Annotated in this window: 27 protein-coding genes; 11 read left to right on the top strand and 16 right to left on the bottom strand. The window is 66.2% G+C overall.

Annotation, left to right across the window (positions count from 1 at the left end; all coding sequences use genetic code 11):
- Window positions 1-9 precede the first annotated feature (9 nt).
- The gene (locus BMY03_RS13640; RefSeq protein ID WP_094011353.1) at window positions 10-1,236 is read right to left on the bottom strand and encodes an efflux RND transporter periplasmic adaptor subunit; all 1,227 of its coding nucleotides are present in this window, start codon (window positions 1,234-1,236) and stop codon (window positions 10-12) included.
- 59 nt (window positions 1,237-1,295) lie between these two features.
- Window positions 1,296-2,498, bottom strand: a complete 1,203-nt coding sequence (locus tag BMY03_RS13635; protein ID WP_094011352.1) for a TolC family protein — start codon at window positions 2,496-2,498, stop codon at window positions 1,296-1,298.
- Between the two features lie 213 nt (window positions 2,499-2,711).
- Here BMY03_RS13635 and BMY03_RS13630 point away from each other — a divergent pair, with 213 nt between their 5' ends.
- The 3 genes from BMY03_RS13630 to BMY03_RS13620 all read left to right on the top strand — a co-directional run bounded on the left by BMY03_RS13630 (window position 2,712) and on the right by BMY03_RS13620 (window position 7,090).
- Entirely contained in the window at window positions 2,712-3,932 is a 1,221-nt protein-coding gene (locus BMY03_RS13630) for a putative DNA modification/repair radical SAM protein (RefSeq protein WP_094011351.1), read from the top strand.
- Complete coding sequence (locus BMY03_RS13625) at window positions 3,929-4,771, top strand: TIGR03915 family putative DNA repair protein (protein ID WP_094011350.1); 843 nt, start codon at window positions 3,929-3,931, stop codon at window positions 4,769-4,771. Before BMY03_RS13630 ends, BMY03_RS13625 begins: the two co-directional genes overlap by 4 nt.
- 150 nt (window positions 4,772-4,921) lie before the next feature.
- Window positions 4,922-7,090 carry a TonB-dependent siderophore receptor gene (locus BMY03_RS13620; RefSeq protein ID WP_094011349.1) on the top strand — a complete coding sequence of 723 codons (2,169 nt, stop codon included), beginning with the start codon at window positions 4,922-4,924 and terminating at the stop codon, window positions 7,088-7,090.
- 102 nt (window positions 7,091-7,192) lie between these two features.
- Here the strand turns inward: BMY03_RS13620 and BMY03_RS13615 are convergent, their stop codons facing one another.
- The 5 genes from BMY03_RS13615 to BMY03_RS13595 are packed head-to-tail and all read right to left on the bottom strand — an operon-like array spanning window position 7,193 to window position 11,631.
- Window positions 7,193-7,948, bottom strand: a complete 756-nt coding sequence (locus BMY03_RS13615; RefSeq protein ID WP_038706411.1) for an ABC transporter permease — start codon at window positions 7,946-7,948, stop codon at window positions 7,193-7,195.
- Window positions 7,948-9,153, bottom strand: a complete 1,206-nt coding sequence (locus tag BMY03_RS13610) for an ABC transporter substrate-binding protein (RefSeq protein ID WP_094011348.1) — start codon at window positions 9,151-9,153, stop codon at window positions 7,948-7,950. The genes BMY03_RS13615 and BMY03_RS13610 overlap by 1 nt, the downstream gene beginning before the upstream one ends.
- On the bottom strand, window positions 9,140-9,961 hold the full coding sequence (locus BMY03_RS13605) for an ABC transporter ATP-binding protein (RefSeq protein WP_094011347.1): 822 nt from the start codon (window positions 9,959-9,961) through the stop codon (window positions 9,140-9,142). Before BMY03_RS13605 ends, BMY03_RS13610 begins: the two co-directional genes overlap by 14 nt.
- The gene (locus BMY03_RS13600; RefSeq protein WP_023633026.1) at window positions 9,958-11,022 is read right to left on the bottom strand and encodes an acyl-CoA dehydrogenase family protein; all 1,065 of its coding nucleotides are present in this window, start codon (window positions 11,020-11,022) and stop codon (window positions 9,958-9,960) included. The genes BMY03_RS13605 and BMY03_RS13600 overlap by 4 nt, the downstream gene beginning before the upstream one ends.
- Before the next feature lie 48 nt (window positions 11,023-11,070).
- On the bottom strand, window positions 11,071-11,631 hold the full coding sequence (locus tag BMY03_RS13595; RefSeq protein ID WP_038706414.1) for a carboxymuconolactone decarboxylase family protein: 561 nt from the start codon (window positions 11,629-11,631) through the stop codon (window positions 11,071-11,073).
- A gap of 102 nt (window positions 11,632-11,733) precedes the next feature.
- Here BMY03_RS13595 and BMY03_RS13590 point away from each other — a divergent pair, with 102 nt between their 5' ends.
- Complete coding sequence (locus BMY03_RS13590) at window positions 11,734-12,648, top strand: AraC family transcriptional regulator (RefSeq protein WP_094011346.1); 915 nt, start codon at window positions 11,734-11,736, stop codon at window positions 12,646-12,648.
- A gap of 7 nt (window positions 12,649-12,655) precedes the next feature.
- On the opposite strand, the gene BMY03_RS13585 is transcribed toward BMY03_RS13590, so the two are convergent.
- From BMY03_RS13585 to BMY03_RS13570, 4 genes are all read right to left on the bottom strand, one after another.
- Window positions 12,656-13,534 (bottom strand): DMT family transporter, encoded by an 879-nt coding sequence (locus BMY03_RS13585; RefSeq protein ID WP_023631060.1) that lies wholly within the window; start codon window positions 13,532-13,534, stop codon window positions 12,656-12,658.
- 199 nt (window positions 13,535-13,733) lie between these two features.
- Window positions 13,734-14,234 (bottom strand): GNAT family N-acetyltransferase, encoded by a 501-nt coding sequence (locus BMY03_RS13580; protein ID WP_023631061.1) that lies wholly within the window; start codon window positions 14,232-14,234, stop codon window positions 13,734-13,736.
- A 117-nt stretch (window positions 14,235-14,351) separates the two neighbouring features.
- The gene (locus tag BMY03_RS13575; RefSeq protein ID WP_023631062.1) at window positions 14,352-14,771 is read right to left on the bottom strand and encodes a RidA family protein; all 420 of its coding nucleotides are present in this window, start codon (window positions 14,769-14,771) and stop codon (window positions 14,352-14,354) included.
- Between the two features lie 87 nt (window positions 14,772-14,858).
- Complete coding sequence (locus BMY03_RS13570) at window positions 14,859-15,071, bottom strand: PLDc N-terminal domain-containing protein (protein ID WP_031315336.1); 213 nt, start codon at window positions 15,069-15,071, stop codon at window positions 14,859-14,861.
- Between the two features lie 127 nt (window positions 15,072-15,198).
- Here BMY03_RS13570 and BMY03_RS13565 point away from each other — a divergent pair, with 127 nt between their 5' ends.
- Entirely contained in the window at window positions 15,199-15,948 is a 750-nt protein-coding gene (locus BMY03_RS13565; protein WP_094011345.1) for an SIR2 family NAD-dependent protein deacylase, read from the top strand.
- 18 nt (window positions 15,949-15,966) lie between these two features.
- On the opposite strand, the gene BMY03_RS13560 is transcribed toward BMY03_RS13565, so the two are convergent.
- Window positions 15,967-16,434 carry an FAD/FMN-containing dehydrogenase gene (locus tag BMY03_RS13560; protein WP_094011446.1) on the bottom strand — a complete coding sequence of 156 codons (468 nt, stop codon included), beginning with the start codon at window positions 16,432-16,434 and terminating at the stop codon, window positions 15,967-15,969.
- Window positions 16,435-16,495: 61 nt separating this feature from the next.
- Window positions 16,496-17,110: a LysE family translocator gene (locus BMY03_RS13555; RefSeq protein ID WP_094011344.1), complete on the bottom strand. Its 615-nt coding sequence runs from the start codon at window positions 17,108-17,110 to the stop codon at window positions 16,496-16,498.
- A gap of 111 nt (window positions 17,111-17,221) precedes the next feature.
- On the opposite strand from BMY03_RS13555, the gene BMY03_RS13550 reads away from it, so the two are divergent.
- Window positions 17,222-17,674 (top strand): Lrp/AsnC family transcriptional regulator, encoded by a 453-nt coding sequence (locus BMY03_RS13550; protein WP_038706418.1) that lies wholly within the window; start codon window positions 17,222-17,224, stop codon window positions 17,672-17,674.
- 25 nt (window positions 17,675-17,699) lie between these two features.
- On the opposite strand, the gene BMY03_RS13545 is transcribed toward BMY03_RS13550, so the two are convergent.
- On the bottom strand, window positions 17,700-18,050 hold the full coding sequence (locus BMY03_RS13545) for a hypothetical protein (RefSeq protein WP_023632956.1): 351 nt from the start codon (window positions 18,048-18,050) through the stop codon (window positions 17,700-17,702).
- A gap of 247 nt (window positions 18,051-18,297) precedes the next feature.
- Between BMY03_RS13545 and BMY03_RS13540 the strand changes: the two genes are divergently transcribed.
- From BMY03_RS13540 to BMY03_RS13530, 3 genes are all read left to right on the top strand, one after another.
- On the top strand, window positions 18,298-18,477 hold the full coding sequence (locus BMY03_RS13540) for a hypothetical protein (protein WP_031316984.1): 180 nt from the start codon (window positions 18,298-18,300) through the stop codon (window positions 18,475-18,477).
- A 73-nt stretch (window positions 18,478-18,550) separates the two neighbouring features.
- Window positions 18,551-18,931, top strand: a complete 381-nt coding sequence (locus BMY03_RS13535) for a glycine zipper domain-containing protein (protein ID WP_094011343.1) — start codon at window positions 18,551-18,553, stop codon at window positions 18,929-18,931.
- Between the two features lie 207 nt (window positions 18,932-19,138).
- A complete protein-coding gene (locus BMY03_RS13530) occupies window positions 19,139-20,389 on the top strand; it encodes a 2-aminoadipate transaminase (RefSeq protein ID WP_094011342.1) in 1,251 nt (416 codons plus the stop codon).
- A gap of 3 nt (window positions 20,390-20,392) precedes the next feature.
- Here the strand turns inward: BMY03_RS13530 and BMY03_RS13525 are convergent, their stop codons facing one another.
- Complete coding sequence (locus BMY03_RS13525; RefSeq protein ID WP_046855047.1) at window positions 20,393-20,695, bottom strand: hypothetical protein; 303 nt, start codon at window positions 20,693-20,695, stop codon at window positions 20,393-20,395.
- Window positions 20,696-20,888: 193 nt separating this feature from the next.
- On the opposite strand from BMY03_RS13525, the gene BMY03_RS13520 reads away from it, so the two are divergent.
- Together BMY03_RS13520 and fusA are read left to right on the top strand one after the other, a co-directional pair.
- Window positions 20,889-21,317: a hypothetical protein gene (locus tag BMY03_RS13520; RefSeq protein WP_094011341.1), complete on the top strand. Its 429-nt coding sequence runs from the start codon at window positions 20,889-20,891 to the stop codon at window positions 21,315-21,317.
- Between the two features lie 67 nt (window positions 21,318-21,384).
- Complete coding sequence (fusA, locus tag BMY03_RS13515; protein WP_094011340.1) at window positions 21,385-23,496, top strand: elongation factor G; 2,112 nt, start codon at window positions 21,385-21,387, stop codon at window positions 23,494-23,496.
- Between the two features lie 130 nt (window positions 23,497-23,626).
- Here fusA and BMY03_RS13510 read toward each other — a convergent pair whose 3' ends face one another.
- On the bottom strand, window positions 23,627-25,069 hold the full coding sequence (locus tag BMY03_RS13510; RefSeq protein WP_038706422.1) for a SulP family inorganic anion transporter: 1,443 nt from the start codon (window positions 25,067-25,069) through the stop codon (window positions 23,627-23,629).
- Window positions 25,070-25,236: the final 167 nt, after the last annotated feature.

Raw genomic sequence — 25,236 nt, 5'->3', positions numbered from 1 at the left:
CGTCCCCGGTCAGTGGCTGTGTTCGGCCGAGCCTTTGCCCAGCTCGGACTTGAGGACGAAGCTGCCGGCGGCGGCCACTTCGGTACCGGCGGCCAGGCCTTCAAGGATCTCCACCTGGCCGGCATCACGCCGGCCGGGCTTGACCGGGCGGGCCGCGAACCCCTCATCGGTGCGGGCGAACACCACGGTCTGCTCTTCCCAGGTCTGCAGGGCGCTTTCCGGCACCACCACCGCGGCGTCGAAGCGCTCGACGGTGACCGCGATATTGACGAACAACCCGGGGCGCCAGGCGCCATTGGGGTTGGCCAGGGTGGCGCGCACCGTGGCGGCGCGGTTCTGCTCGCCGAGCAGGCTGCCGACGTAGTTGACCTTGCCCTCCACCTGGGCGCCGAGGTCCGGCGCGCTGACGCTGACGCCACGGCCACTGACCACCTTGTCCAGGTCACGCGGGGCCACGGCGAAGGTGGCCCAGACCCGGCTCAGGTCCGATAGCGTGAAGGCATTGCTGGTCTCGTCCACCACCTCGCCCACGGTCAGGTGCTTTTCCACCACCACTGCGTCGAACGGTGCGCGCAGCTCGTAGCGGTTGCCCTTGCCGGCTGGCGCCACCGCGGCGACCTTCTGCCCGGCGTTGGCGGCGGCGATCTCGGCCTCTTGCAGCGCCTGGCGGGCCAGCAGGTAGTCCTGCTCGGCGCTGATGCGCTCCTGCCACAGCTGTTTTTCACGCGTGAAAGTCAGCCGGGCCAGCTCCAGGCGCCGTTGCGCGGCCTGCTGCTCGCTGCGCAGCTCGGAGATCTGCTGGCTGGCGATCACCGCCAGCACCTGGCCGCGTTTGACCGCCTGGCCCAGCTCGGCCTGCACCGACTCGACCACGCCAGGAACCCGTGGCACCACATGGGCGGTGCGGTCTTCGTCGAAACGGATTTCGCCGGGGAAGCTGATGGCGGTGCCCAAGGTGCGCGGACCGGCGGTGGCGAGCTGCACGCCGGCGGCGCGGATCTGCTCGGCAGTCAGGTGCAGCTGGCCCTCCTCCTCGTCATGCTCCTCGCCTGCGGGCTCGCCGTGGCCGTGTCCGTCGTCCTTCTCTTGGTCATGGCCGTGGCCGGCTTCGCCGTGGTCGCCGTGTTGGGACTGGCCGCTGCCGGCCTTGCCAAGGGTGCCGGTCCAGGCCGCGCCACCGAGGCCGATAACGGCCAGGGCGGCGGCGAGGATGGCGAGCTTGCGTGGGTTGGTCATTGTTGCTCCTGCTGGAAAAGTCGTTGCAGTTCAGGGCCTGCCCCGCGATGGGACGAGGCTCAAAGCTCGCCGTAGATCCGCTCCACCTGCGCCCGGGCATCGGTCGCCTGGGCCAGCGCGTCAAGGTAAAGCCCGCGCGCCTCGATCAGCGTGCGCTGGGCATCGAGCACATCGAGGAAGGCGAACTTGCCCATCTCGAAACCTCGGGTGGCGGTGTCCACCGCCTGCTGGGCGGCAGGCAGGATGGTGCGGTCATACGCCTGCACCTCGCCCATGGCCGTGCCCCACTGCTCCAGGGCACTGCGGGTTTCGCTGCGCAGGCGCAGTTCGACGGCGTTGCGCAGGTCACGGGCCTGGTCGGCGCGGCGCGCGGCGGCCAGTACATTGCCCTGGTTGCGGTCGAACAGCGGCAGCGGCATGGACAACCCCACCACATTGACCCGCTCACGCTCCTCACGGCTGTACTGGCTGCCCAGGCTCACGGTCAGGTTGGGGATGCGCTGGGCCTTCTCGGAGCCCAAGCTGGCATCGCCACGCTCGATATGCGCCGCGGCCAGGCGCCATTCGGCGGTCTGCTCGACCGTGGCCAGCAGGCGTTCGGCCTTGGGCGCCGGGCCTGGCGAGAGCGAGCTGGCGTCGAGCCGGTCGAAGCGGGCCTCGGCGCTGCCGGTCAGCCGCGCCAGGGCTTGGTTGGCCACCGTGCGTTCGGTTCGCGCCCGGCGCACCGCCGCCTCGGCTTGGGCCAACTGCACCTGGGCGCGGGTGGCCTCCACCGGCGAGGACTGCCCGGCGCGCACCCGCCCCTCCACCAACCGCAGGCCGCGCTCGGTCAGCGCCTGCGATTGCTGCGCCAACTCCAGCGCGGTCTGCGCCCGCAAGGCGGCATGGAAAGCCTGGATCACATCGGCGCGCAGGCTGTTGCGCTGACGCTCGAGCTCCAGGCGAGCGACCGCTTGGCCGGCCTCGGCGACCTCGATCCGCGCACCGCGCTTGCCGCCCAGCTCCAGGGCCTGACTGAGAGTCACGGTGGTGGTACTGGTGTCACGGCGGGTGTCCTCTACCTCCCACGACAGCTCGGGGTTGGGAATCAGCCCGGCCTGACGGCGCTCGCCTTCGGCGATGCCGATCTCGCGGCCGATGGCGGCAAAGTCCGGGTTCTGGGCAAAGGCGGCGTCGAGCGCCTGGTCCAGGCTCAGGCCCTCGGCGCCGGCAGGGCCGGCCAGCAACAGGCAGAGCAAGGCGATCTTGCGGGGGATGGGCACGGCGGAAGTCCTCGTCGACAAGCGGCGGAATGCTTTGGCGAGGGACTTTAGGGAGCATTGGTTATCTGGGGGGTGGCATGAAGATTACAATTCTGTAATCGAGCGCTCGGGCGTTCCATGGGGGACTTGGCAGCGCCTGGCCGATCAGAAGCCCTTGCCATCAGACCAATCCCGAAATACTGTATGAATATTCAGTATCCAGCGGAACACCCCATGCAACTCACCGCCAAACTCGGCATCCTCGCCGATGCCGCCAAGTACGACGCGTCCTGCGCCAGCAGCGGCGCGCCCAAGCGCAGCTCGCGCGGCCGCGACGGCCTCGGCGCCACCGATGGCATGGGCATCTGCCACAGCTACACCCCCGATGGCCGCTGCGTGTCGCTGCTAAAGGTGCTGCTGACCAACTTCTGCCTGTACGACTGCCAGTACTGCGTCAACCGCCGCTCGAGCAACGTGCCCCGGGCACGCTTCAGCCCCGAGGAGGTGGTGCGCCTGACCCTGGACTTCTACCGGCGCAACTGCATCAGCGGCCTGTTCCTCAGCTCAGGCATCATCCGCTCCGCCGACTACACCATGGAGCAACTGATCCGGGTGGCGCGCCTGCTGCGCGAAGAACACGCCTTTCGTGGCTATATCCACCTCAAGACCATTCCCGACGCCGACCCGCTGCTGATCGAGGAAGCCGGGCGCCTGGCCGACCGGCTGAGCGTGAACATCGAACTGCCCACCGACGCCAGCCTTCAGCGCCTGGCCCCGGAAAAGCGCGCCAGCACCATCCGCCAGGCGATGGGTGTGATCCACCACGGCCAGCAGGCCGTCGCCGGCGAGCCGCGGGCGCCACGCTTCACCCCCGCCGGGCAGAGCACCCAGGTGATCGTCGGCGCCGACGCCACCGACGACAGCACCTTGCTGCGCAACGCCGAGTCGCTGTATCAAGGCTATGGGCTCAAACGAGTCTACTACTCCGCCTTCAGCCCGATCCCCGACAGCCCCTCCAGCGTGCCCCTGGCCGCACCGCCGCTGCTGCGCGAGCATCGCCTGTACCAGGCCGACTTCCTTTTGCGCGGCTACGGCTACAAGGCTGGTGAACTGCTGGGCGAGGCAGGCAACCTGGCCCTCGACATCGACCCCAAGCTGGCCTGGGCGCTGGCCAACCGCGAGGTCTTCCCGCTCGACGTCAACCGCGCCGAGCCGGCGTTGCTGGCGCGCATCCCCGGTATCGGCCTGCGCAGCGTGCAGCGCATGGTCGCCCTGCGCCGGGAGCGGCGCATCCGCTACGACGACCTGATCCAGTTGCGCTGCGTGCTGGAGAAAGCCCGTCCGTTCATCGTCACCAGCGACTACCGCCCGGCCCAGGCCGAGCTGCGCAGCGGCCTGCTGCGGGCCCGCCTGCGTGAACCCCAGGCGCCTGTGCAGATGGGGCTGTGGGGATGATCGCGCTGGATTGCGGCGATGATTTCGCCATCTGGCGCGACCAGGCCCGCCAACTGCTCGGCCACGGCATTGACCCGGCCACGGTGACCTGGGGCCAGACCTGGATGGATGACTTGCTGGCCGTGCCCACGCCCCTGCCCGCAGGCCCCGGCCCGTTCCACGCCCGCGTGCCGGCGGCGCTGCTGGCCCAGCTGGAACAGGCCGGGCGCTACCGCGGCGAGCAACGCTGGAACCTGTTGTACGAGGTGCTGTGGCGCGTCGCCCATGGCGATCGCACCGCGATGCTGGCCGGCGACCGCCTGGGCAGTGAGCTGCAACGGCGCATCCGTCAGGTCGGCCGGGAGGCTCATCACCTGCATGCCTTCGTGCGCTTCGTACCACTGCCCGAGGCGCTGGCCGAGCAGCTGCAACTGGATCTGGTGGCCTACCACGAGCCCGCGCATGACATCCTCGACAGCGCCAGCGCGCACTTCGCCGAACGCCTGGGCCGCCAGCGCTGGCTGATCGCCACGCCCCACGACGGCATCCGCTACGACGGCGCGCAACTGGACTACCGCCGCCAGTGCCCGCAAGACTGGCGGCAATGGGCGCGCAACGCCGACGACCCGGGGGCCGAACTGTGGCTGGCCTACTACCGGCACACCTTCAACCCCGCCCGGCTCAACCCCGGCGCGTTGCGCCAGCATCTGCCCGGACGCTTCTGGCGTCATCTGCCCGAGGGTCCGCTGATCCCCGAGCTGGTGGGCCAGGCACGGCACGGCAAGCAACGAGACGGCCAGGCGCTGGAAATAGGCAGGCAACAAGGTAAACGGATTGGCGCAGGTGGCACCGATCGATAGGTGTGGCTGTGGGCAAACCAATCTATTCGAATGGAAAAATGTGAAAATTTCATCATTTTCAATTCATACGCCCTGTTCTTGATCGGGCAATCCCGACATACTTATTGCTAATCGTTCTCATAAGCACTAGTAATAAGGATAAAGCTCGGCATGTCATCGCTCCCCTCGCCCCACCGTTTCGCGCCCTCCCGCAACCTGCTGGCCATGGCCATCTGCATGGCGACCCTCACCCCCGCGCTGGCAGCCGAACAGGCCCCCGCCGTGATCGAGCTGGGCGCCACGGCCATCGACGACAGCAGCCTGGGCAGCACCACCGAGGGGTCGAAGTCGTACACCACTGGCGCCATGTCCACCGCCACCAAGCTGCCGCTGACCATGCGCGAAACGCCTCAGGCGGTGACGGTGATCACCCGCCAGCGCATGGACGACCAAGGCATGACCAGCATCAACGACGTCGCCAGGTACACCCCGGGCCTGTTCCTCAACCAGTCCAACGGCCCGGGCCGGCAGACCTACAAGGCCCGTGGCTTCGACGTCGACAACATCATGTACGACGGCATCCCCAGCGCCTACACCGGCTGGGTGGTCGGCGCCCAGCCGAACCTGGCGATGTTCGACCGGGTGGAAGTGGTGCGCGGCGCCACCGGCCTGGTCACCGGGTCAGGCACGCCCTCGGCGGCCATCAACCTGGTGCGCAAGCGCCCGTTGGCGGAGCAGAAAGTCACCCTCACCGGCGCCGCCGGCAGCTGGGACAACTACCGCGGCGAACTGGACGCCTCCAGCCCGCTCAACGACAGCGGCACCCTGCGCGGCCGCGTGGTGGCCTCGTACCAGGACGCCAACGGCTTCCGTGACGGCCAGCAGGAGGACCACGGGCTGTTCTACGCGATCACCGAGGCCGACCTGAGCGAAGACACCACCCTCACCCTCGGCCTCTCCCACCAGAAGGACAAGACCAACGTATTCTGGGGCGCGATCCCCACTGCCCTCGACGGCCATCACCTGGACCTGCCGCGCTCCTACAACCCGGCCACCGACTGGGAGGTCAAGGACCAGGAGATCAATACCCTGTTCGCCGAGGTGCGCCAGCGCCTGGCCAATGACTGGAAGCTGCAGGTCAACGCCACCTACAGCGAGCAGAACGCGCTGTTCCGCGGCTCCTACCAGTCGCGCTGGGACCTGGCCAAGCCGCTGAGCCGCACGGTCTACCAGTCGGCCCACGACGAGAACCAGCTGGGCCTGGACACCTTCGCCAGCGGCCCGTTCGAGGCATTCGGGCGCACCCACGAGCTGGTGGTCGGCGCCAGCAAGCGCATCTACGACATGAGCGAGCGCAACTACAGCCCCTACGACATGGACTACCCCATCGACGGCGGCAAGCCCGACTTCCTGCACACCAGCAGCAGTCGCTACCTGATCAACCAGGAAGGCGTGTACACCACCACCCGCCTGAGCCTGGCCGACCCGCTCAAGCTGATCCTCGGCGGGCGCCTGGACTGGTACGACTACGACAAGCGCGGCAGCAACGATGGCGACTACAAGGTGACCCGCAACGTCACCCGCTATGCCGGCCTGATCTACGAGCTGGACGAACACCACTCGGTCTACGCCAGCTATACCGATATCTTCCAGCCACAGGACAGCCAGGACAGCAGCGGCACGCCGGTACGGCCGATCGAAGGCAAGAACTACGAGGTAGGGATCAAGGGTGAATACTTCGATGGCGCGCTCAATGCCAGCCTTGCCGTGTTCCGCATCGACCAGGAAAACCGCGCGGTCGAGGTGAACGACAAGAGCGTCTGCAGAGCGGGCCAGTTCACCTGCTACGAAGCCTCCGGCGAGGTGCGCAGCCAGGGTATCGACTTCGAGGTGCAGGGCGCGCTGACTGAGCAATGGCAGATCGGTGCCGGCTACACCTACGCCCGCGTGCACACCATCAAGGACGCCAAGAACCCCGCCAACGTCAACAAGCCGCTGTCCTCCGACACCCCCGAGCACCAGCTCAAGCTGTTCACCACCTACCGCTTCCAGGGCCCGCTGGAAAAACTGCGCGTTGGTGGCGGCGTCACCTGGCAGAGCCGCATGTACAACGATTTCAGCGTGGCCGATGGCGGCCGCTACCGCCTCGAGCAAGGCGCCTATGCGGTGACCGACCTGATGGCCGGCTACGCGGTCAACCAGCACCTGGACCTGCAGCTCAATGCCAACAACGTGTTCGACAGGAAGTACTACTCGTCGATTTCCAGCTCGGTGAACTACGGGGGCGACACCTTTGGCGATCCGCGCAACCTGATGCTGACCGCCAAGTACAGCTTCTGACCTGCTCAGGCGCAGGGATGCGCCTGAAATCCTGGTTGAACGCAGAGTTTGTAGGCGCTGCGTTATGCCGCCCCCACCAATCCAGGCCCGCGCTCTCGTTCTTCAGGCATGCACCCAGCGTCGATGCAGCGCCCGCGCCAACGTGTCGAGCATGAACCCCAGTGCGCCGATCAGCAGCACCATCGCCATCAGCTCCGAATAGGCCAGCCGGTCGCGGGTGTCGAGGATGAAATAGCCAAGCCCTGCACTCACCCCGAGCATTTCGCACGGCACCAGCACGATCCACAGGATGCCGATGGCCAGGCGCACGCCGGTCAGCACATGGCCGATCACCCCGGGGATGATCACCTTGCACAACGTCTCCCAGCGCGTGGCGCTGAGGCTGCGGCTCAATTGCAGCCAGCGCGGGTCCAGCTGACGCACCCCGGCGGCGGTGTTGAGCAGGATCGGCCACAGCGCGGCGAAGGCCAGCAGGAAGTAGATCGGCTGGTCGCCCACGCCCATCAGCATCACCACCACCGGCATCCACGACAGCGGCGAGATCATGCGCAGGAACTGGAACGCCGGCGTGGTCGCCGCCTCCAGGTGGCGATAGCTGCCCACCAGCAGGCCCAGCGGCACGCCGATCAGCAGCGCCAGCAGCAGGCCGACGAGGATACGCTCGAGGCTCACCCAGATATGCCCGTAGACCTCGCCCTGCCCCAGCAGCTCGATCAGGCTTTGCAGCGTGGCCTGGGGCGCGAAGCGCGCCGACAGGCCATCGGCGGCGCCGAACAGGCGCACCCCCGCCCACCACAGCAACAGCAGCGCCGCCAAGCCCGCCAGGCCCAGGGCGCCATGCACGAAATGCCTGCGCATCAGACCGCGAACTCCTCGCTACGCTGGAAGTTCTCGGCAATGCCGAACGCCGCCGGGCCACCCACCTCGGCAATGGCGTTGCGCACGAATCGATCGTCCACCAGGTCGCGGGCGGTCTGGGCCGGGTCGAGGGCGGCAAGGAAATCGCTCTCGCCGACGATCAGGGTGTTCTTCAGGCGCTTGACCAGCTCCTCGGTGTAGCTGGGGAACGGATAAGGCTGGAAATCGATGCGTTTCTCGTCCCACTGCTGGTGCTGGATCGCGCCGCTGGCGATGTAGCCGGCACGGTCATCGACCGATGGCGCCAGTACCTTGGTCAGTACCGCAGGTTCGTGCGGGGTGTACTTGTTAGGGCCGGCCTTGGACAGCAACGCCGCAGCCTCGGCGCGGTGCTCGCGGGTCCAGTGCTGGGCCTTGACGATGGCGTTGACCACCTTCTGCGACCACTCCGGGCGATTGTTCAGGTCATGCTCGTGCATGAACACCACGCAGCAGGCGTGGTTGCGCCAAACGTCGCCGGTAAAGCGCTGCACGCGGCCGACCTTGAGGTTCTCGGCCAGGGCGTTGAACGGTTCGGCGACGATATACCCGGCGATGCGCTTGCTGGCCAGGGCCGGCGGCATGTCCGAAGGCGGCAGCACCAGCAGGTTGACTTCGTTGTCCGCCAACTGCGCGGTGGCGGGCTTGGACACAGGCTTCAGGCCGTTGTCGGTGAGCATCTGCTGCAGCACCACGTTGTGGATCGAGTACCAGAACGGAATGGCCACGGTCTTGCCGCCGAGCTGCTTCATGTCGGTGATGTCCGGGGCCACGGTCAGGCCCGAGCCGCCGACGTGGTTCCAGGCCACGACCTTGGCCGGCACCTTGCTGCCGTAGCGCGCCCACACGGTCATCGGCGACAGCAGGTGGATGACGTTGACCTGCCCGGAGATGAACGCCTCGATCACCTGGGCCCAACTGCGCAGCAGCACCGGGCGCTCGGCCTTGATGCCCTCGGCCTCGAACAGGCCGTTGTTGTGCGCCACCAGCAGTGGCGTGGCATCGGTGATCGGCAGGTAGCCGATGCGCACCGGCGCGTCCGGCTCGGCGGCGGCGCGGGCCTGCAGGCTCGACAGCAATGGCACGGCGCCGGCGGCGGTGAGCATGGCGCTGAGCTTGAGAAAATCGCGACGGGACGTGGTGGAACAGCAGTCATCCATGCACATGGACAGCCTCCGAGGGCAAGGGGGATGGAGTGGGTTCGGCTGTGCGGCTTGCCCGCCGAAGGGTCTTGAGGATTTCGATACGCAGCGCGCCCAGTTCCTCGACCCGCTGCGCGCGCGGCTGCGGCAGGTCGATCTGCCACTGGCCGAGGGTGCGCGCCGGGTGGTTGCCCAGTAGCAGCACGCGATCGGACAGCAGCAGGGCTTCGTCGATATCGTGGGTGATCAGCACGGCGGCGGTATTGTGGGTGGCGATCAGTTGCAGCAGCAGTTGCTGCATGTCGGCGCGGGTCACCTCGTCCAGCGCGCCGAATGGCTCGTCCAGCAACAGCACCTCGGGCTGGCGCGCCAGGCAGCGGGCCAGCGCGGTGCGCTGGGCCATGCCGCCGGACAACTGCGCCGGGTACTGGCCTCGGGCGTGAGCCAGGCCCACCGCGTCGATGGCGTGGTCGATCCGTGCGCGCCGCTCGGCCGCCGGCAGCTTGGGCTGGCGGGCGAAGTCGAGGCCGAAGGCGACGTTCTTCTCCAGGCTCAGCCAGGGCAGCAGGCTCGGGTCCTGGAACGCCACCGCCAGGCGCGGGTGCGGCCCCTGCAGCGGCTCGCCGCGCAGCTGCACGCTGCCGCCACGGGCCTGCTGCAGCCCGGCCAGCACGCGCAACAGGCTGGACTTGCCGACCCCGCTGGGGCCAAGGATGGTCACCACCTCGCCTGGCGCCAGCTCCAGGTCGAACTGTTCCAGCACCGCCTGCCAGCCACCGTCGCGCGGGTAGCCCAGGCTGATGTCACGGGCTTCGAGCAGCACCTCGGTCATGCGCTGGCCGCCTGGCGTTGCAGTTCGGCGCGCAGCTGCACCAGGCTCGGGGTGACGATCGGCACGAACGCCGACTCGCGCCAACGCCGGGCGAAGCCTTCGCCATAGGCCGTCAGGTAGGCCTTGCCACCGCTGGCCTGAAGTTCCAGCTGCACGGCGTCGGCGGCACATTCGGCGAGGGTGATGCGCAACTTGAACAAGGCGGCCGGTTGCCCCTGGAAGCGCCCGTCGAGCAACCCCTGCTTGAGCTCGCCGACGGTATTCTCCAGGCGTTCCTTGAGCACCTGGCGGGCCTCTTCGAGGAACGAGCCACGGCCCTGCAGGTGCTCCTGCACTTCATCCAGCGCTCGCCGGGCCAGGCCCATGGCCATGCCGCACTGCAGCGCCAGGAACGCCGGGCGCACCTTGGGCAGAAACTCGCGGGCGTTGTCATGCAGCAGCCAGTCGCGGGCCAGTGGCACCTGGTGGAACGCCAGCGCCGCGGTATTGCTCGACTGCAGGCCCATCAGTTGCAGATCGTCGGAGCGCTCCAGGCCCGGCGCGTTGGAGGGAATGGCAACCACGAACGGTGCGCCGCCGGCGTCATCCTCGATGGCCGCCGCCACCACGAAACCGCGCTTGCGCAGGTTGGTCACCCAATGCAGCCGACCTTCGAGGTTCCAGCCATCGGCCGCGAGGCGGCCACGCACCTGCAAGGCCTCGATGCCGGAGAGAAACTTCATGGCATTGGACAGGCCGGTGGCCCCGGCGAGTTCGCCCTTGAGCAAGTCGGGCATCAGCCGTTTGCACAGCTCCCGGTTGGGGCTTTGCAGCAGGTATTCGATGAAGGCGCGCTGGCCCCAGCAGACGAAGGCCGCGGCCAGCGAACGGCTGGCGATGGCGGCAATGGCCTCGACCGCCTCGCTGACGTCGCCGCCCGTGCCACCCAGGGCCGGGTCGACGCCGATACGCAGCAACTGCGACTCGGCGATCTGCGCCAGCACCAGGTGCGGATCGCACTGGCCCTGGTCGATGGCCTCGGCATTGGCATCCAGCCACTGTCCAAATGCATGGTCAAGCATGTCCCTAACTCCTTGTGAAACGCCGGGCGCGCCGGCATCAGGCCTCGGTCAGACCGAAGGCTGCCAGCGGTATTTGCCAAGCTCGTCGTTGAGCGGCGTCTGGGCGAACACATTAGCAAAGTTGCACAGGGTTGCGAGGCTGATACCGAGAATCACTTCCAGCGCGTTGCCTTCGCTGAAACCGGCTTCACGGAAGGCCTGGTAGGTGGCGTCGCTGACATTGCCGCGGGTGGCGATCACTTCCCGGGCGAACGCGGCCAGGGTCTCGTAGCGGGCGTCGGGCAGTTCGCCGCGGGCGCGCAGGGCATCGACCACTTCCTGGGGCAGCTTGGCCTTGTTCAGCGCCACGGCGGTGTGGCCGGCGACACAGAAGTCGCAGCCGTGCTGGGTGGCGGCGATCAGCTGCACCACTTCGCGCTCGGCCAGGGTCAGCTCGGACTTGCCGTTGAGCGCCGAGACGGTGACGTAGGTTTCCAGCGCCGCCGGGGCGTTGGCCAGGATGCCCAGAAGGTTGGGGATGAAGCCGGAGTTCTTCTGCGCGTTCTCGAGGAACGGGCGGGCGGCTTCCGGAGCGGTCTGCAGGCTGTGTAGAGTGATGCGCGCGGACATGGAGTGGTCTCCTTTGATGTAGGTCGCTACAGTCTGTTGGTTATAAGAAGTAGCATCCATATTCATCAGTCGCCTTTCCTTGCTCCAGAGTCCTTGCATTAGATGATTTCTTCCAGCCCCCTCGTCGATTGGTTATTAGATAGCCTGGAGCTCGATGCCAGCCTGTTCCATGTGGGCCGCTACTGCGGCGGCTGGCACGCCAGCACCCAGGGCCTGGGCCGGGCCAGTTTCCACCTGGTGGTGCAAGGCCATTGCTGGCTGCACATCGACGGCCAGGCGCAGCCGCTGCGCCTGGAGAGCGGTGATGCGGTGTTTCTCTTGCGTGACCTGGCCTATCGGTTGTCCGGCGACGAAAATGCCGCCGACGCCTGTGCCCAGCCGCGCCGGAGCATGCAGGCGCTGGACCTGGAAGCCGGGGATGGCGTCGGGCTGGTATGCGGTTTCTTCCACTTCCAGTCGGGGTTGTCGTCGCTGATCGTCGACGGGCTGGCGGACTGGATCCTGCTGCGCGCCAGCGACCCCGCCGGCAGCGCGGCACGGGCGCTGTTCGGGCTGATCCTCGAGGAATGCCGGCGCCCGCAGCCGTCCCAGGCGCTGCTCGAACGCCTGACCCACCTATTGTTCCTCTATGTGCTGCGCCAGCAGGCACACGACGGCCAGGCGCTGGGCGGGCTGGTCGCCCTCGCCCGCCAGCCGGCTTTCGCCGGGTTGCTGGAGCGCTTGATCGAGGCACCAGGTCAGGCCTGGACGCTGGAGGCCATGGCGTCCTGCGCGGGGCTGTCGCGCTCGGCTTTCTTCAAGCGCTTCAACGAACTGGCCGGGCAATCCCCCGGGCAGGTGCTGCTGGCCCTGCGCATGCGTCATGCCTGCCAGTTGCTCAAGGCCGGCAATACCGTCGAGCAGGTAGGCGCGCAGGCCGGGTATCAGTCAGTGGCGGCCTTCACCAGGGCGTTCGCCAAGGCTGTCGGTGTACAGCCGGGGGCGTACCGCAAGCAGCACGAAGGACGCGTGGGATAAGGGGCGTTCAACGCCGCCGCTGCATCCAGGCAGCCCCCAGGCCGCTGAGGCAGATCACCGCGATGCCGACCAGGCTGGTGCTGTCCGGTATCTGCCCGAACACCACCAAGCCCAGCAACCCGGCGAACACGATCTGGCAATAGCTGAACGGCGCCAGCAACGCTGGTGCCGCGTAGCGGAACGCCTGGGTCAACAGCAGGTGGGCGGTCATCCCGCAGCCGCCCAGCGCCAGCATAAGCGGTACATGCGGCCACTGCGGCGTCTGCCAGAAGAACGGCACCAGCGCCGTCATGATCAGGGTGTTGCACACGCCCGCGTAGAAATTGCTGGTGGTCGGGCTGTCATGGGCCGCCAGCTTGCGCGTCAGCAACTGGTAGAAGCAAAAACCCAGGGCCGAACCGAAGGGAAACAGGATTGCCGGGGTAAACATCGCGCCGCCTGGGTGCACTACCACCAGCACCCCGACAAAGCCCATGACCACGGCCAGCCATTGTCCCGGGGTCACCCGCTCCCCGAGTAGCGGCACCGACAATGCGGTGACCAGCACCGGGGCGAGAAAGTTGACCGAGGTCGCCTCCGCCAGCGGAAGGTACTGCAGCCCGGCGGTGAACAGCAGGCTGGTGCTGAGCAGGCTCAGCGCACGCAGGGTTTGCAGCAATGGCCGGCGGGTGCGCAGTACCGCCAGGCCAGCCTTGGGCAGGAAGATCCCGGCCATCAGCAAGGTGTGCACCAGGTAACGGACCCACACCACCATGATGACCGGGTAGATCCCGCCGAGGAATTTCGACAAACCGTCGTGGCTGGCGAACAGGAAGGTAGCCACCACCACCAGGGCGATACCGCGCAGCGGCTGGTTGACTCCGGACAACGGTGTACTGGAACTCATGGGGCTCTCGGGCGATTGCCCCGGCATGGCGCCCGGGCATGGACGGATTCTAGAAGAGAAGCCACGGGGTGGACAAAGCATTGTGGTCCAATCAGTACATTCCGTTCGCTGATCGGCCACTTTCTCACATGTCCATCACCGCCCGCGATAATCGCTGGCCGTGAGAACGCAAACCTTGCTGTGCTCGACCCGCAGACCTTCAGTGCAGTCGCTGAGTCACCAGGAAGTTGCACAACAACGGCTCGTCATCCAGGACAATCTCCCGCACGGGACGTGGCAGGTCGCCCAGTACTGCCTGACAGAACGCCAGGGCCGGGGCATCCTCGCGATAACACCGCACCAACCAGTCGCCTTGACCCTGGCACAGCGTGCGCCGCGCTACCGCCAGGCCCACGCCCTGGCGGCGATATTTCTTGAGCACGAACAGGTCGGCCAGCTCCCAGGCGTCGATGCCGGTCAGTTCACTGCGCTCGATAAGCAGGAAGCCGGCGATGAAACCGTCCACCAGTATCAGGCTGGCGCTCCAGCCCGGGGTTTGCCAATAGCGAGTGAAGTGCGGCTCGTGGAGGTAGAAGCGCCCGTCCGCCTCGACATCTTCCTGCTCCCAGTCCGAGGACTCGTAGGCGTAGAATTGGTAGAGGTTGCGCACCAGGTCGGCATGCTCGGGGCCGGTCTGGAGCAGCTCGACAGGGAGTGTCATGAAACAGGCTCGATGAATGCGGGAGCGCGAGTCTACCTGGGCGCCCAGGCGTTTGCAGCAGAGGCGGTATCGCATCCACCCTCGCGGCTCGCCGCCAAGACGATGGATGCGGGTTTGTCACGCCTGCGGCAGGGCCGCCACCGCGTCCACTTCCACCAGCATGCCGTCCAGCGCCAGGCGGGGCACCGGGATCAAGGTGCAGGTCGGGGTCATCCGGCCGCCCCAGGCATGCTCGGCCTCGGCCACCCACTGGCGCAGCCGTGCCTCGGAATGGTCAACCACCAGCAGGGTGAGCTTGCATACGTGCTCGAGCGTTGCCCCACGTGAAGCCAAGGCGATCTTCAGGTTCACCAGGGCCTGACGCGCCTGCTCGTCGAAACGTGCCGACAACTTGCCTTGCAGGTCCTCGCCGCCCTGGCCGGCGATGTACAGCAGGCGGCTGCCCGCGCGTACCTCGGCGACGTGGGAATAGGCATTGCCACTGGGGTCGTAGAGCCCTTCTGGGTTGCTCAGGGCAAAGGCGGCTGGCTGGGTCATGGTATCGCTCCATCAATGGAAAGAGCGGCCGAGTATCAAACCTCAGGTTAAGTCGAGGTCAAGCCCCAGCCACGCCTTGATTGGCGCCTATTTTTCCTGCAGGACCGCCCTGCCCTTCACTGCCCGTGGTCCGCGCCAGGCCCAGAACAACAAGCCTGGGAAAGGTGCATAAACGACGAATACCACCCACAGCATCTTGCGCTCGGCGCGTCGATCACTGCCGATGATGTGCCAGATCGCCCAGATTTCCAGCAGGATAACGACAAGCGCGACAACGAACCAGATTGTTCCGATTTCCATGAGTCTTCTCCTATTGGCTGTACTGGCTTGGTCTTCCGCGCGCGCCGAGGGTTCACTCGGATCTTGTCCGACCCGCGGCCCACTGGCACAGTGACCGGCCGCCCTGCACCGCACCATGGAAGCCCTCATGCCATTCGATCCGACGCTGCTTGCCCAGGCCCGCCACGTGGTGGTGTTCACCGGTGCCGGGGTGTCGGCGGAAAGTGGCATCGCCACGTTTCGCGACAAGCTGACCGGCCTGTGGGCGCGCTTCGATCCGGCGCAACTGGCCAGCGCCGAGGGCTTTCGCGCCGATCCGGCGCTGGTCTGGGGCTGGTACCAGATGCGCCGCGCCGGGATCGCCAAGGCCGAGCCCAACGCGGGTCACCTGGCCATCGCCGCGCTGGCCGCGCAGGTGCCGAAGCTGACCCTGGTGACGCAGAACGTCGACGACCTGCACGAACGCGCGGGCAGCCGTGCCGTGCTGCACTTGCATGGGCGGCTGAATGCCTTTCGCTGCCTGGACTGCGCGCGCCCGGCGGATGAGCCCGTGGCACTGCCCGAGGATGCCGTACACGGCCGCCGCATCGAGCCGCCGCGCTGCGCTTGCTGCGCCGGGCCGTTGCGCCCCGGGGTGGTGTGGTTTGGCGAGATGTTGCCCGAGGCGGTGCTGGAGCAGGCCTTCGCCGCCGCGCGACAGTGCGATGTACTGCTGTCGGTAGGCACCTCAGGCCTGGTACAGCCGGCGGCCTCGATACCTCGCATGGCACTGGCGGCAGGGGCGACGGTGGTGCATGTCAATCCGCAGCCTGTGCCCTGCGAGCATCCGCGGGCGTTCATGCTGCCCGGCAAGGCAGGTGAGGTGCTGCCGCAACTGCTGCGCCAGGCCTTCGCCTGAGCTACCGGGCAGGCCGGTTCAGCGGCCAGCCTGGTCCAACGCCGCCTTCAGGGCATCGGCATCGGCGTAGCTGTTGCGCGCTGCCACCACGCCGTGATCCAGCGCCAGCCACAGCACCTTGCCCTCATCCCCGGCATAGCGGCTGGCAACCCGACCTTTGCGGTCAAGCAGTACCCGGTAGCTGTAGTCGCGCATGGCAGGGATGGCGAACAGCTTGCTGATCAACGCCGGCATGCGCTGGATATCCGCGACGAACACGGCGTGCCGCGCCTCCAGGTAGCCTTTGGGCTGTTCGGCCAGCGCCGCCTTGACCAGCTTGGCACCGTCCATGTCGCGGGCGACCAGCAGGATGCGCGTATCGGCCCCCAGGCTGTAGGGCTGGTCGTACTGATCGAGCAACGTCCAGGGCGCGAGGGTTTCGCCGGGTTGCGCGGCGTGGGCCACGAGCGCCAACAGGCTGAGCAGAAGTGCGGCGGCGTATTTCATGAGGATCAGGTCCGGTTTGTGGGGGCCGTCAGCATAGCCCAACCCGCCGTGCCTGACAGGCTCAACGCAACTGCCCGGCAATCAGCCCCGCGGCAATCAGGATCATCACCGCGCCGGACAACCGCCCCACGGCCTGCGCCGCGGCAGGCCGGGTGCGTAGCACGGCCTTGGCGCCGTAGCCGACCATCAGGTAGATCACCAGCGAACTGCCCAGGTGCACCAAGCCCAGCAGCAGGATCTGCAGAGGCAACGGCCAGCTCGACTGCGGGTCGGTGAACTGCGGCAGCAAGGCCAGGAACAGCAGGAACACCTTGGGGTTGAGGCCGCTGACGCACAGGCCCTTGAATGCCCAGCGCGACCCCGAGTCCTGCCCACCAGCCGCGCCGGCCTCGGGCACCGCCGGGCTCAGCAGCAGGTTGCCGCCCAGCCACAGCAGGTACACGCACCCAGCCAGGGTCAGCAAGGTCAACGCCAGCGGGTGACCGGCGATCAGACTACCGACCCCGGCTGCCACCACCAGGGTGACGAGCAGATGCCCCGACAACATGCCCGCCACCGCCGGCACGACCCAACGCCCACGCATGCCGGCCGAGATGGCGTAGGCCCAGTCGGCGCCGGGGGTGATCACGAACAGCAGGGAAACGGCCCAGAACGCCGTCAGTACACTCATGGCCATTTCGAGCCTTCCTTTCACACAGGTTTCGATGAAGAAAGACTACGGATATCGCCCGGGGATTTTATTTCGTATATTTCCCGGAACAAGCCAAACAATGGAAGAATCTTCCTAATGGATCGAATCGATCGCAAGATCCTTGCCGAGCTGCAAAAAGACGGGCGCCTGTCGGTGACCGAACTGGCCGAGCGCGTGGGCTTGAGCCTGTCGCCCTGCCACCGGCGCCTCAAGGCACTGGAGGACACAGGCGCCATTCTCGGTTATCACGCCCGCCTGGCCCCGGCGGCCCTGGGCTTGAATTTCGCCGCGCTGGTATTCGTGACCCTGCGCGAGGTGACCCGCCAGCCGGTGGCGGACTTCGAGGCGGCGCTGGCCGAGATCCCGCAGATCGTCGAGGCCCAGCGCCTGTTCGGCGACCCCGACTACCTGCTGCACGTGGTGGCCAGGGACCTGCCGGCCTTCCAGAAGCTGTATGACGAGCAACTGACCAGCATTCCCAATGTGAAGCGCCTGAGTTCGACGCTGGTGATGAAGGAAGTGATTCAGGACCGGCTGCTGCCGATGTGACCCTGCGCCGCTGGCCGAGTACAGCCTACAGGCAGGTGGCGGCTGCCGCGCGTCGGCGCAGGGCCATGCCGTCGTTCTTCTGCGCGTAGTAGTCCACCCGCGTGCCGCCGGCCTGGGCATAGACGTCGACGAACGACTCGGCCTCGCGGGTGTACACGGTGAAACCACCTTGCTTGCGGGCCTCCAGGTAGCCGCTGGCGTCGACCCCGAAGGTGTTTTCTTCCTGCCAGCTGAACTGAATGCACTGTGCCACCAGATCCGGCGTCTTGTGCGAATCCAACTGCGCGGTGGGTGCGCCGTTGCGCGCCGCTTCCATGGTCGACGATGCACAGCCCGCCAGCAGCAGCGCCACGGTGATCGGCAGAATTGCTCGCATGTTCCATCCTCGGGACAAAAAAAGAAGGTGACTCTAGCACTGCCGGGGCACGAGTGTGGTGTTTCACAAATAACGACCATAACTCGCGGCGATTTTTGGTCGTATTTGCAAAACATCACACTAGGTGAATCACCGCTGCCGTTCATCGCCGCCGCAATAAAATCTTGCGCGACAAAGAACCAAACTGATCGCCTCGTGTCTCAGGAGGTACCGCGTAAACCGTTGCGGATCAAGGACCTATAACGTGATGAAACGCCTTGCAAGCCTTTCCATGATCGCCACCCTGCTGCTGCTCGGCGGCTGCTACAGCAATCATTACCACGACGATGACGATGGCTGGCGCGACCGTGACCGCGGCCACCGTCACCACCATCGCCATGACCGCGACGATGACGACCGCCAGTACCGTGACCGCTACTACCGCTGAAGCGTCCTTGCAACCCTGACTCGCCGCGAGCGTGCGGCAATCTACCCCTGATGATTCCCCTGAGGTTCATAACATGCGTCTGACTCTGCCTTCCCTCGCTCTCGGCCTGCTGCTCTGCCAGGGCGCTTTCGCCGGTGACGGCACCGCGGCCATCGGCGGCGGCCTGGGTGGCGCCCTTGGCAACGTCGTGGGCAAACAGATCGGCGGCAGCGCCGGCGCGGCGATCGGCGCCGGCCTCGGTGGCGCGGCCGGCAGCGCGGTAGGCGCGCGCAAGGGCAACCGTACCGAGGCGGCCATCGGCGGCGGCCTGGGCTCGGCGGGCGGTTCGCTGATCGGCGGCAAACTTGGCGGCTCCAACGGTTCGACCATCGGTGCCGGCCTGGGCGGCGCGGCTGGTGGCGCCATCGGTAACCACATGGGCGACAACAACCGCAAGCACAAGCGTCGCCACTGATCCCAACGGTCGAAGGCTCGAAGCGAATCAGCAAAAGGCGGCTGCCCCTTAAGGGACAGCCGCCTTTTTCTTTGGCGCGATTTCAGCGCTAGGCAACGCTCTGCAGAAATTCATGAATCAAAGGAATGACGGCAATCCAATAAATCGTTTGCGGATACCCCCTGCACGCTTCGATATTCACGCCATCGAATCACAGGCGCCGCGCACATGAATCAGCCAAGCATCAGCCAGTCCATTGCCATCGTTCACCCGATCACGCTTTCCCATGGTCGCAATGCCGAAGTCTGGGATATCACCGGCAAGCGCTACATCGACTTCGTCGGCGGCATTGGCGTGCTCAACCTGGGCCACTGCAATCCGGCGGTAGTCGAAGCGATCCAGCAGCAGGCCACGCGCCTGACCCACTACGCCTTCAACGCGGCGCCCCACGGCCCCTACCTGGAGCTCATGGAGCGCCTGTGTGAATTCGTCCCGGTCAGCTACCCGTTGGCCGGCATGCTCACCAACAGCGGCGCGGAAGCGGCGGAAAACGCGCTGAAGGTCGCCCGGGGCGCCACTGGCAAGCGCGCCGTCGTCGCCTTCGACGGCGGCTTCCATGGCCGCACCCTGGCCACCCTCAACCTCAATGGCAAGGTAGCCCCGTACAAGCAACGCGTGGGGGAACTGCCAGGCCCGGTCTATCACCTGCCCTACCCCAGCCCGGACACCGGGGTGAGCTGCGAACAGGCGCTCAAGGCCATGGAACGCCTGTTCAGCGTGGAGTTGGCGGTGGAGGACGTGGCGGCGTTCATCTTCGAGCCGGTGCAGGGTGAAGGTGGTTTCCTCGCCCTTGATCCAAGCTTCGCCCAGGCCTTGCGCCGCTTTTGCGACAGCCACGGGATACTGATCATCGTCGACGAGATCCAGTCCGGCTTTGGCCGCACCGGGCAGCGTTTCGCCTTCCCCCGACTGGGTATCGAGCCGGACCTGCTGCTGCTGGCCAAGAGCATCGCCGGTGGCATGCCCCTGGGCGCGGTGGTCGGCCGCCGGGAGATCATGGACTCGCTGCCCAAGGGCGGCCTGGGCGGCACCTACTCGGGCAATCCGATCGCCTGTGCGGCGGCCTTGGCGAGCATTGCGCAGATGACCGACGACAACCTCGCCACCTGGGGCGAACGCCAGGAACAGGCCATCGTCGCACGCCATGCGCGCTGGAAAGCTGCAGGGTTGCCCAGCTCGCTCGGCCGCCTGACCGGGGTCGGCGCCATGCGCGGGCTGGAGTTCGTCAACGGCGATGGCAGCCCGGCACCGGCGCAACTGACCAAGGTGCTGGAGGCGGCGCGTGCCAAGGGGTTGCTGCTGATGCCAAGTGGCAAGGCGCGGCATATCATCCGCCTGTTGGCGCCACTGACCATCGAGGCCGAGCTGCTCGAGGAAGGACTGGATATTCTCGAGCAGTGCCTGGCTGAACTGGGGTAAGGCTTACAGGCCCAGCTCTTCGGGGGTGGGCATGTCGCATTCGAAGGCGATCCAGCCGCCTTCGAGTTCGGCATGGCCGTTGACGATCAGGCCGTAGTAAGTAAGGCCATTTTCCAACGTGACGCAGATGTGCGTGGCGCCTTTTTCCGGTGCCGCGAGTGTCCCGACGAAATGCACCTTCTTCAGCACTTCGGTTACCGCCTCCAGGCCCACGCGCATGTTGCTGTTCTCCGAAGCCTCGGTATCGCCCCCACGGTCTTCGGCGCTGACGGTCACGGTGGCGATGTAGGGGTATTTGCTGCTCAAGCGGGGTTACCTCGGGGTATGGGGCTGGAAATGGGTGACAAGAGTACGGCAGACGCTCGGGGTTGTCTCTATCGGCTCATCGCGGGGCAGGCCCGCTTCCACGGGAGGCCCTGCGACCTGGCCGACATGGCCTCGCGGGCGCCGATCTGTTAGGGTGCCCGCCGATGCACGCCACACCACGCGAGGATACCGAGTGAGCGCAGAACAACCCCTGATCGCCGACCTGTTCGAGGTCGACAAACGCCTGACCCTCAAGCCCGTCGTGGACTTCAACGCCTACCTGCGTAACGCCTTCGGCGACGGCTCCTGCCGCTGCCACCGCTGCGTCGAGGGCAATGGCGACGAGGCCAGCTACAGCCACCGCCACAGCTTCGAACTGGAAGGCCGCACCCTGCACCGACGCTTTGCCAGCACCGCCGGCAGCGACGTGTTGATGGTGCTGAAGAAGGCCTGGCTGTCCTACACCAAGGCCGAACTGATCACCGTCGGCGCGCTGGACATGGCTACCCTCAAGGCCTTCACCGACGCGGCCCTGCACGAACGCCTGCTGGCCCTGCTGCCGGCCAGCGGCCTGGCGCGTGAAGCCGAGGGCCAATGGCAGCTGCAGGTGCTTGCCGACTGACGGTCGCCCCGGCAGGATTCTCCCGCTCTGCTACCTTGGGAGAATCCTCACCCGCAGGTGACCCGCCATGGCCCGCACGACTCCCATCGAGCTGTACCGCAATATCGGCATTGTCGCTCACGTGGATGCCGGCAAGACCACCACCACCGAACGGATCCTGTTCTACACCGGGGTCAACCACAAGATGGGCGAGGTGCACGACGGCGCCGCGACCATGGACTGGATGGCTCAGGAGCAGGAGCGCGGCATCACCATCACCTCGGCGGCCACCACGGCCTTCTGGCAGGGCTCGACCAAGCAGTTCGAGCACAAGTACCGCTTCAATATCATCGACACCCCCGGCCACGTCGACTTCACCATCGAGGTGGAGCGCTCGCTGCGCGTGCTCGATGGCGCGGTAGTGGTGTTCAGCGGCGCCGACGGGGTCGAGCCGCAGTCCGAGACGGTGTGGCGCCAGGCCAACAAATACCATGTGCCGCGCCTGGCCTACATCAACAAGATGGACCGCCAGGGCGCGGACTTCCTACGCGTTGTAAAGCAGATCAACCAGCGCCTGGGCCACCACCCGGTACCGATCCAGCTGGCCATCGGCAGCGAGGAAAACTTCATCGGCCAGATCGACCTGGTGAAGATGAAAGCCATCTACTGGAACGACGCAGACAACGGCACCAGCTACCGCGAAGAAGAGATTCCCGCCGAACTGCAGGCACTGGCGGACGAATGGCGCGCGCACATGATCGAAGCCGCCGCCGAGGCCAATGACGAACTGACGGTGAAATTCCTCGAAGGTGAAGAGCTGACCGTCGACGAGATCAAGGCCGCCCTGCGCCAACGCACCATCGCCAACGAAATCGTCCCGACCATCCTCGGCTCGTCATTCAAGAACAAGGGCGTGCCGCTGATGCTCGACGCGGTGATCGACTACCTGCCCGCCCCGTCCGAAATCCCGGCGATCAAGGGCACCGACCCGGACGATGAAGAGAAGCACCTGGAACGCCACGCCGACGACAAGGAGCCGTTCTCGGCCCTGGCCTTCAAGATCGCCACCGACCCGTTCGTCGGCACCCTGACCTTCGCCCGGGTATATTCGGGCGTGCTCAGCTCGGGCAATGCGGTGCTCAACTCGGTCAAGGGCAAGAAGGAGCGCATCGGCCGCATGGTGCAGATGCACGCCAACCAGCGCGCCGAGATCAAGGACGTGTGCGCCGGTGATATCGCCGCACTGATCGGCATGAAGGACGTGACCACTGGCGACACCCTGTGTGACATGGACAAGCCGATAATCCTCGAACGCATGGACTTCCCCGACCCAGTGATTTCCGTGGCAGTGGAGCCAAAAACCAAGGCCGACCAGGAAAAAATGGGCATTGCCCTGGGCAAGCTGGCCCAGGAGGACCCGTCGTTCCGGGTCAAGACCGACGAGGAAACCGGCCAGACCATCATCTCCGGCATGGGCGAGCTGCACCTGGACATCATCGTCGACCGTATGCGCCGCGAGTTCAACGTCGAGGCCAATATCGGCAAGCCGCAGGTGGCGTACCGCGAGAAGATCCGCAACACCTGCGAGATCGAAGGGCGTTTCGTGCGCCAATCGGGCGGGCGCGGCCAGTACGGCCATTGCTGGATCCGCTTCGCCCCGGGCGACGAAGGCAAGGAAGGCCTGGAGTTCATCAACGAGATCGTCGGCGGCGTGGTGCCGCGCGAGTACATCCCGGCGATCCAGAAAGGCATCGAGGAGCAGATGAAGAACGGCGTGCTTGCCGGCTACCCGTTGATCAACCTGAAGGCGGCGGTGTTCGACGGCTCGTACCACGACGTCGACTCCAACGAGATGGCCTACAAGATTGCCGCCTCCATGGCCACCAAACAGCTTTCGCAGAAAGGTGGCGCGGTGCTGCTGGAGCCGGTGATGAAGGTCGAGGTGGTGACGCCCGAGGAGTACCAGGGCGATATCCTCGGCGACCTGAGCCGGCGCCGGGGCATGATCCAGGATGGCGACGAGACCCCGGCCGGCAAGGTGATCCGTGCCGAGGTGCCGCTGGGCGAAATGTTCGGCTACGCCACCTCGATGCGCTCGATGACCCAGGGCCGGGCGAGTTTCTCGATGGAGTTCACCCGCTACGCCGAGGCGCCGGCAAGCATTGCCGATGGCATCGTGAAGAAGAATCGCGGGGAGTAAGCCTTTCTCCTATAACGGCGCTATCGCCGGCAAGCCGGCTCCCACAGGTACTGCAAAGTTCTTGAGTGCAGTGACAATCCTGTGGGAGCCGGTTTGCCGGCGATAGGATCGGTGCAGGCGACCATTGCCTTCAATGCTGCTCCCCCGCCCGCTTCAACAGCTTCTTGCAGCGCTCGGAAAGGTGCACCACCCGCAACTGCTTGCCCGCCTTGGCATAGCGCTCGCGCAGGGTCTTCAGCGCCGCGATCGCCGAATAATCGACAAAGCTCAGGTGCTGGCAATCCAGCGTGACCTTCGCCGGGTCGTTGGCCGGGTCGAACTGGTTGAGAAACGGTGTGGTCGAGGCGAAGAACAGCGTGCCGTGCACCTGGTAATGCTTGCTGCCCTCGGCGTCCTCATGACTGTCGGCATACAGCTCGCGCGCGTGCTGCCAGGCAAAATTGATGGCCGCGATGACGATACCGAACAGCACCGCCGTGGCCAGGTCGGTGAACACCGTGACCACGGTCACGGCGAGGATCGCCAGCACATCGCTCACCGGCACCTTGTGCAGCACCCGCAGCGACGCCCAGGCGAAGGTCTGCTGGGCCACCACGAACATCACCCCGACCAGCGCCGCCAGCGGAATACGCTCGATCAACGGCGACAGGAACAGCACGAACAGCAGGATCATCACCCCCGCTACCACGCCCGACAGTCGGCCACGGCCATTGGAGCTGAGATTGATCACGGTCTGGCCGATCATCGCGCAGCCACCCATGCCGCCGCACAGGCCCGAGACCATGTTGGCCGCACCCAGGGCCACGCACTCGCGATCCGGGTAGCCACGGCTCTCGGTGATCTCGTCGGTGAGGTTGAGGGTCAGCAGGGTTTCCAGCAGGCCGACCATGGCCATTAGCACCGCATAGGGCGCGATGATCTTCAGGGTCTCGAGGTTCCAGGGGATGTCCGGCAGCGTAAGTGTCGGCAGGCCGCCGGCGATGTGCGCCATATCGCCGAGGGTGCGGGTTGGCAGGCCCAGCAGATAGACCAGTAGGCCGACGCCGAGGATTGCCACCAGAGCCGGCGGCACGGCGCGGGTCAGCCTGGGAAGCACATAGACCACCAGCATGGTCAACGCCACCAAGCCGATCATCAGGTACAGCGGCGCACCGCTGAGCCAGTGCTCGCCTTCCTTGAAGTGCTCCAGCTGGGCCAGGGCGATGACGATAGCCAGGCCGTTGACGAAGCCGAGCATCACCGGGTACGGCACCAGGCGTACCAGCTTGCCCAGGCGCAGCGCGCCGAACAGGATCATCACCAGCCCGCCCAGCAGCACCGTGGCCAGCAGGTACTGGACGCCGTGCTGTACCACCAGGGCGACGATGACCACCGCCATCGAACCGGCGGCGCCGGAGATCATCCCCGGGCGGCCGCCGAACAGCGCGGTCAGGGTGCAGATGATGAAGGCGCCGTACAGGCCCATCAGCGGGTTGAGGTGGGCTACCAGGGCGAAAGCGATGCACTCCGGTACCAGGGCGAACGAAGTGGTGAGGCCGGCGAGCAGGTCGGCGCGTAGGCGTGCGGGTTTCATGGGGGTCCTGTGAGCAGCCTCGGCGCAGATCGTTGTGTGGGAGCGCCTGAGGAATGAGCCTGAAGTCGAGGGCCGCGATGTTACGGAATTTACCTGACTGCAACCACTGAAAAGCCGACCTGTGCATGCCGCTGTGATCCACGACCAGCAAGATGCCGACAAATTTG

The sequence above is a fragment of the Pseudomonas soli genome, from assembly GCF_900110655.1.
Classification (GTDB): domain Bacteria; phylum Pseudomonadota; class Gammaproteobacteria; order Pseudomonadales; family Pseudomonadaceae; genus Aquipseudomonas; species Aquipseudomonas soli.
This window is presented reverse-complemented; position numbering and strand designations above follow the sequence as displayed.

Coding starts and splice junctions, on each gene's coding strand:
- BMY03_RS13640 (WP_094011353.1), bottom strand. CDS start 1,236: ATGACCAACCCACGCAAGCTCGCCATCCTCGCCGCCGCCCTGGCCGTT.
- BMY03_RS13630 (WP_094011351.1), top strand. CDS start 2,712: ATGCAACTCACCGCCAAACTCGGCATCCTCGCCGATGCCGCCAAGTAC.
- BMY03_RS13625 (WP_094011350.1), top strand. CDS start 3,929: ATGATCGCGCTGGATTGCGGCGATGATTTCGCCATCTGGCGCGACCAG.
- BMY03_RS13620 (WP_094011349.1), top strand. CDS start 4,922: ATGTCATCGCTCCCCTCGCCCCACCGTTTCGCGCCCTCCCGCAACCTG.
- BMY03_RS13615 (WP_038706411.1), bottom strand. CDS start 7,948: ATGCGCAGGCATTTCGTGCATGGCGCCCTGGGCCTGGCGGGCTTGGCG.
- BMY03_RS13610 (WP_094011348.1), bottom strand. CDS start 9,153: ATGTGCATGGATGACTGCTGTTCCACCACGTCCCGTCGCGATTTTCTC.
- BMY03_RS13605 (WP_094011347.1), bottom strand. CDS start 9,961: ATGACCGAGGTGCTGCTCGAAGCCCGTGACATCAGCCTGGGCTACCCG.
- BMY03_RS13600 (WP_023633026.1), bottom strand. CDS start 11,022: ATGCTTGACCATGCATTTGGACAGTGGCTGGATGCCAATGCCGAGGCC.
- BMY03_RS13595 (WP_038706414.1), bottom strand. CDS start 11,631: ATGTCCGCGCGCATCACTCTACACAGCCTGCAGACCGCTCCGGAAGCC.
- BMY03_RS13590 (WP_094011346.1), top strand. CDS start 11,734: ATGATTTCTTCCAGCCCCCTCGTCGATTGGTTATTAGATAGCCTGGAG.
- BMY03_RS13585 (WP_023631060.1), bottom strand. CDS start 13,534: ATGAGTTCCAGTACACCGTTGTCCGGAGTCAACCAGCCGCTGCGCGGT.
- BMY03_RS13580 (WP_023631061.1), bottom strand. CDS start 14,234: ATGACACTCCCTGTCGAGCTGCTCCAGACCGGCCCCGAGCATGCCGAC.
- BMY03_RS13575 (WP_023631062.1), bottom strand. CDS start 14,771: ATGACCCAGCCAGCCGCCTTTGCCCTGAGCAACCCAGAAGGGCTCTAC.
- BMY03_RS13570 (WP_031315336.1), bottom strand. CDS start 15,071: ATGGAAATCGGAACAATCTGGTTCGTTGTCGCGCTTGTCGTTATCCTG.
- BMY03_RS13565 (WP_094011345.1), top strand. CDS start 15,199: ATGCCATTCGATCCGACGCTGCTTGCCCAGGCCCGCCACGTGGTGGTG.
- BMY03_RS13560 (WP_094011446.1), bottom strand. CDS start 16,434: ATGAAATACGCCGCCGCACTTCTGCTCAGCCTGTTGGCGCTCGTGGCC.
- BMY03_RS13555 (WP_094011344.1), bottom strand. CDS start 17,110: ATGGCCATGAGTGTACTGACGGCGTTCTGGGCCGTTTCCCTGCTGTTC.
- BMY03_RS13550 (WP_038706418.1), top strand. CDS start 17,222: ATGGATCGAATCGATCGCAAGATCCTTGCCGAGCTGCAAAAAGACGGG.
- BMY03_RS13545 (WP_023632956.1), bottom strand. CDS start 18,050: ATGCGAGCAATTCTGCCGATCACCGTGGCGCTGCTGCTGGCGGGCTGT.
- BMY03_RS13540 (WP_031316984.1), top strand. CDS start 18,298: ATGAAACGCCTTGCAAGCCTTTCCATGATCGCCACCCTGCTGCTGCTC.
- BMY03_RS13535 (WP_094011343.1), top strand. CDS start 18,551: ATGCGTCTGACTCTGCCTTCCCTCGCTCTCGGCCTGCTGCTCTGCCAG.
- BMY03_RS13530 (WP_094011342.1), top strand. CDS start 19,139: ATGAATCAGCCAAGCATCAGCCAGTCCATTGCCATCGTTCACCCGATC.
- fusA (WP_094011340.1), top strand. CDS start 21,385: ATGGCCCGCACGACTCCCATCGAGCTGTACCGCAATATCGGCATTGTC.
- BMY03_RS13510 (WP_038706422.1), bottom strand. CDS start 25,069: ATGAAACCCGCACGCCTACGCGCCGACCTGCTCGCCGGCCTCACCACT.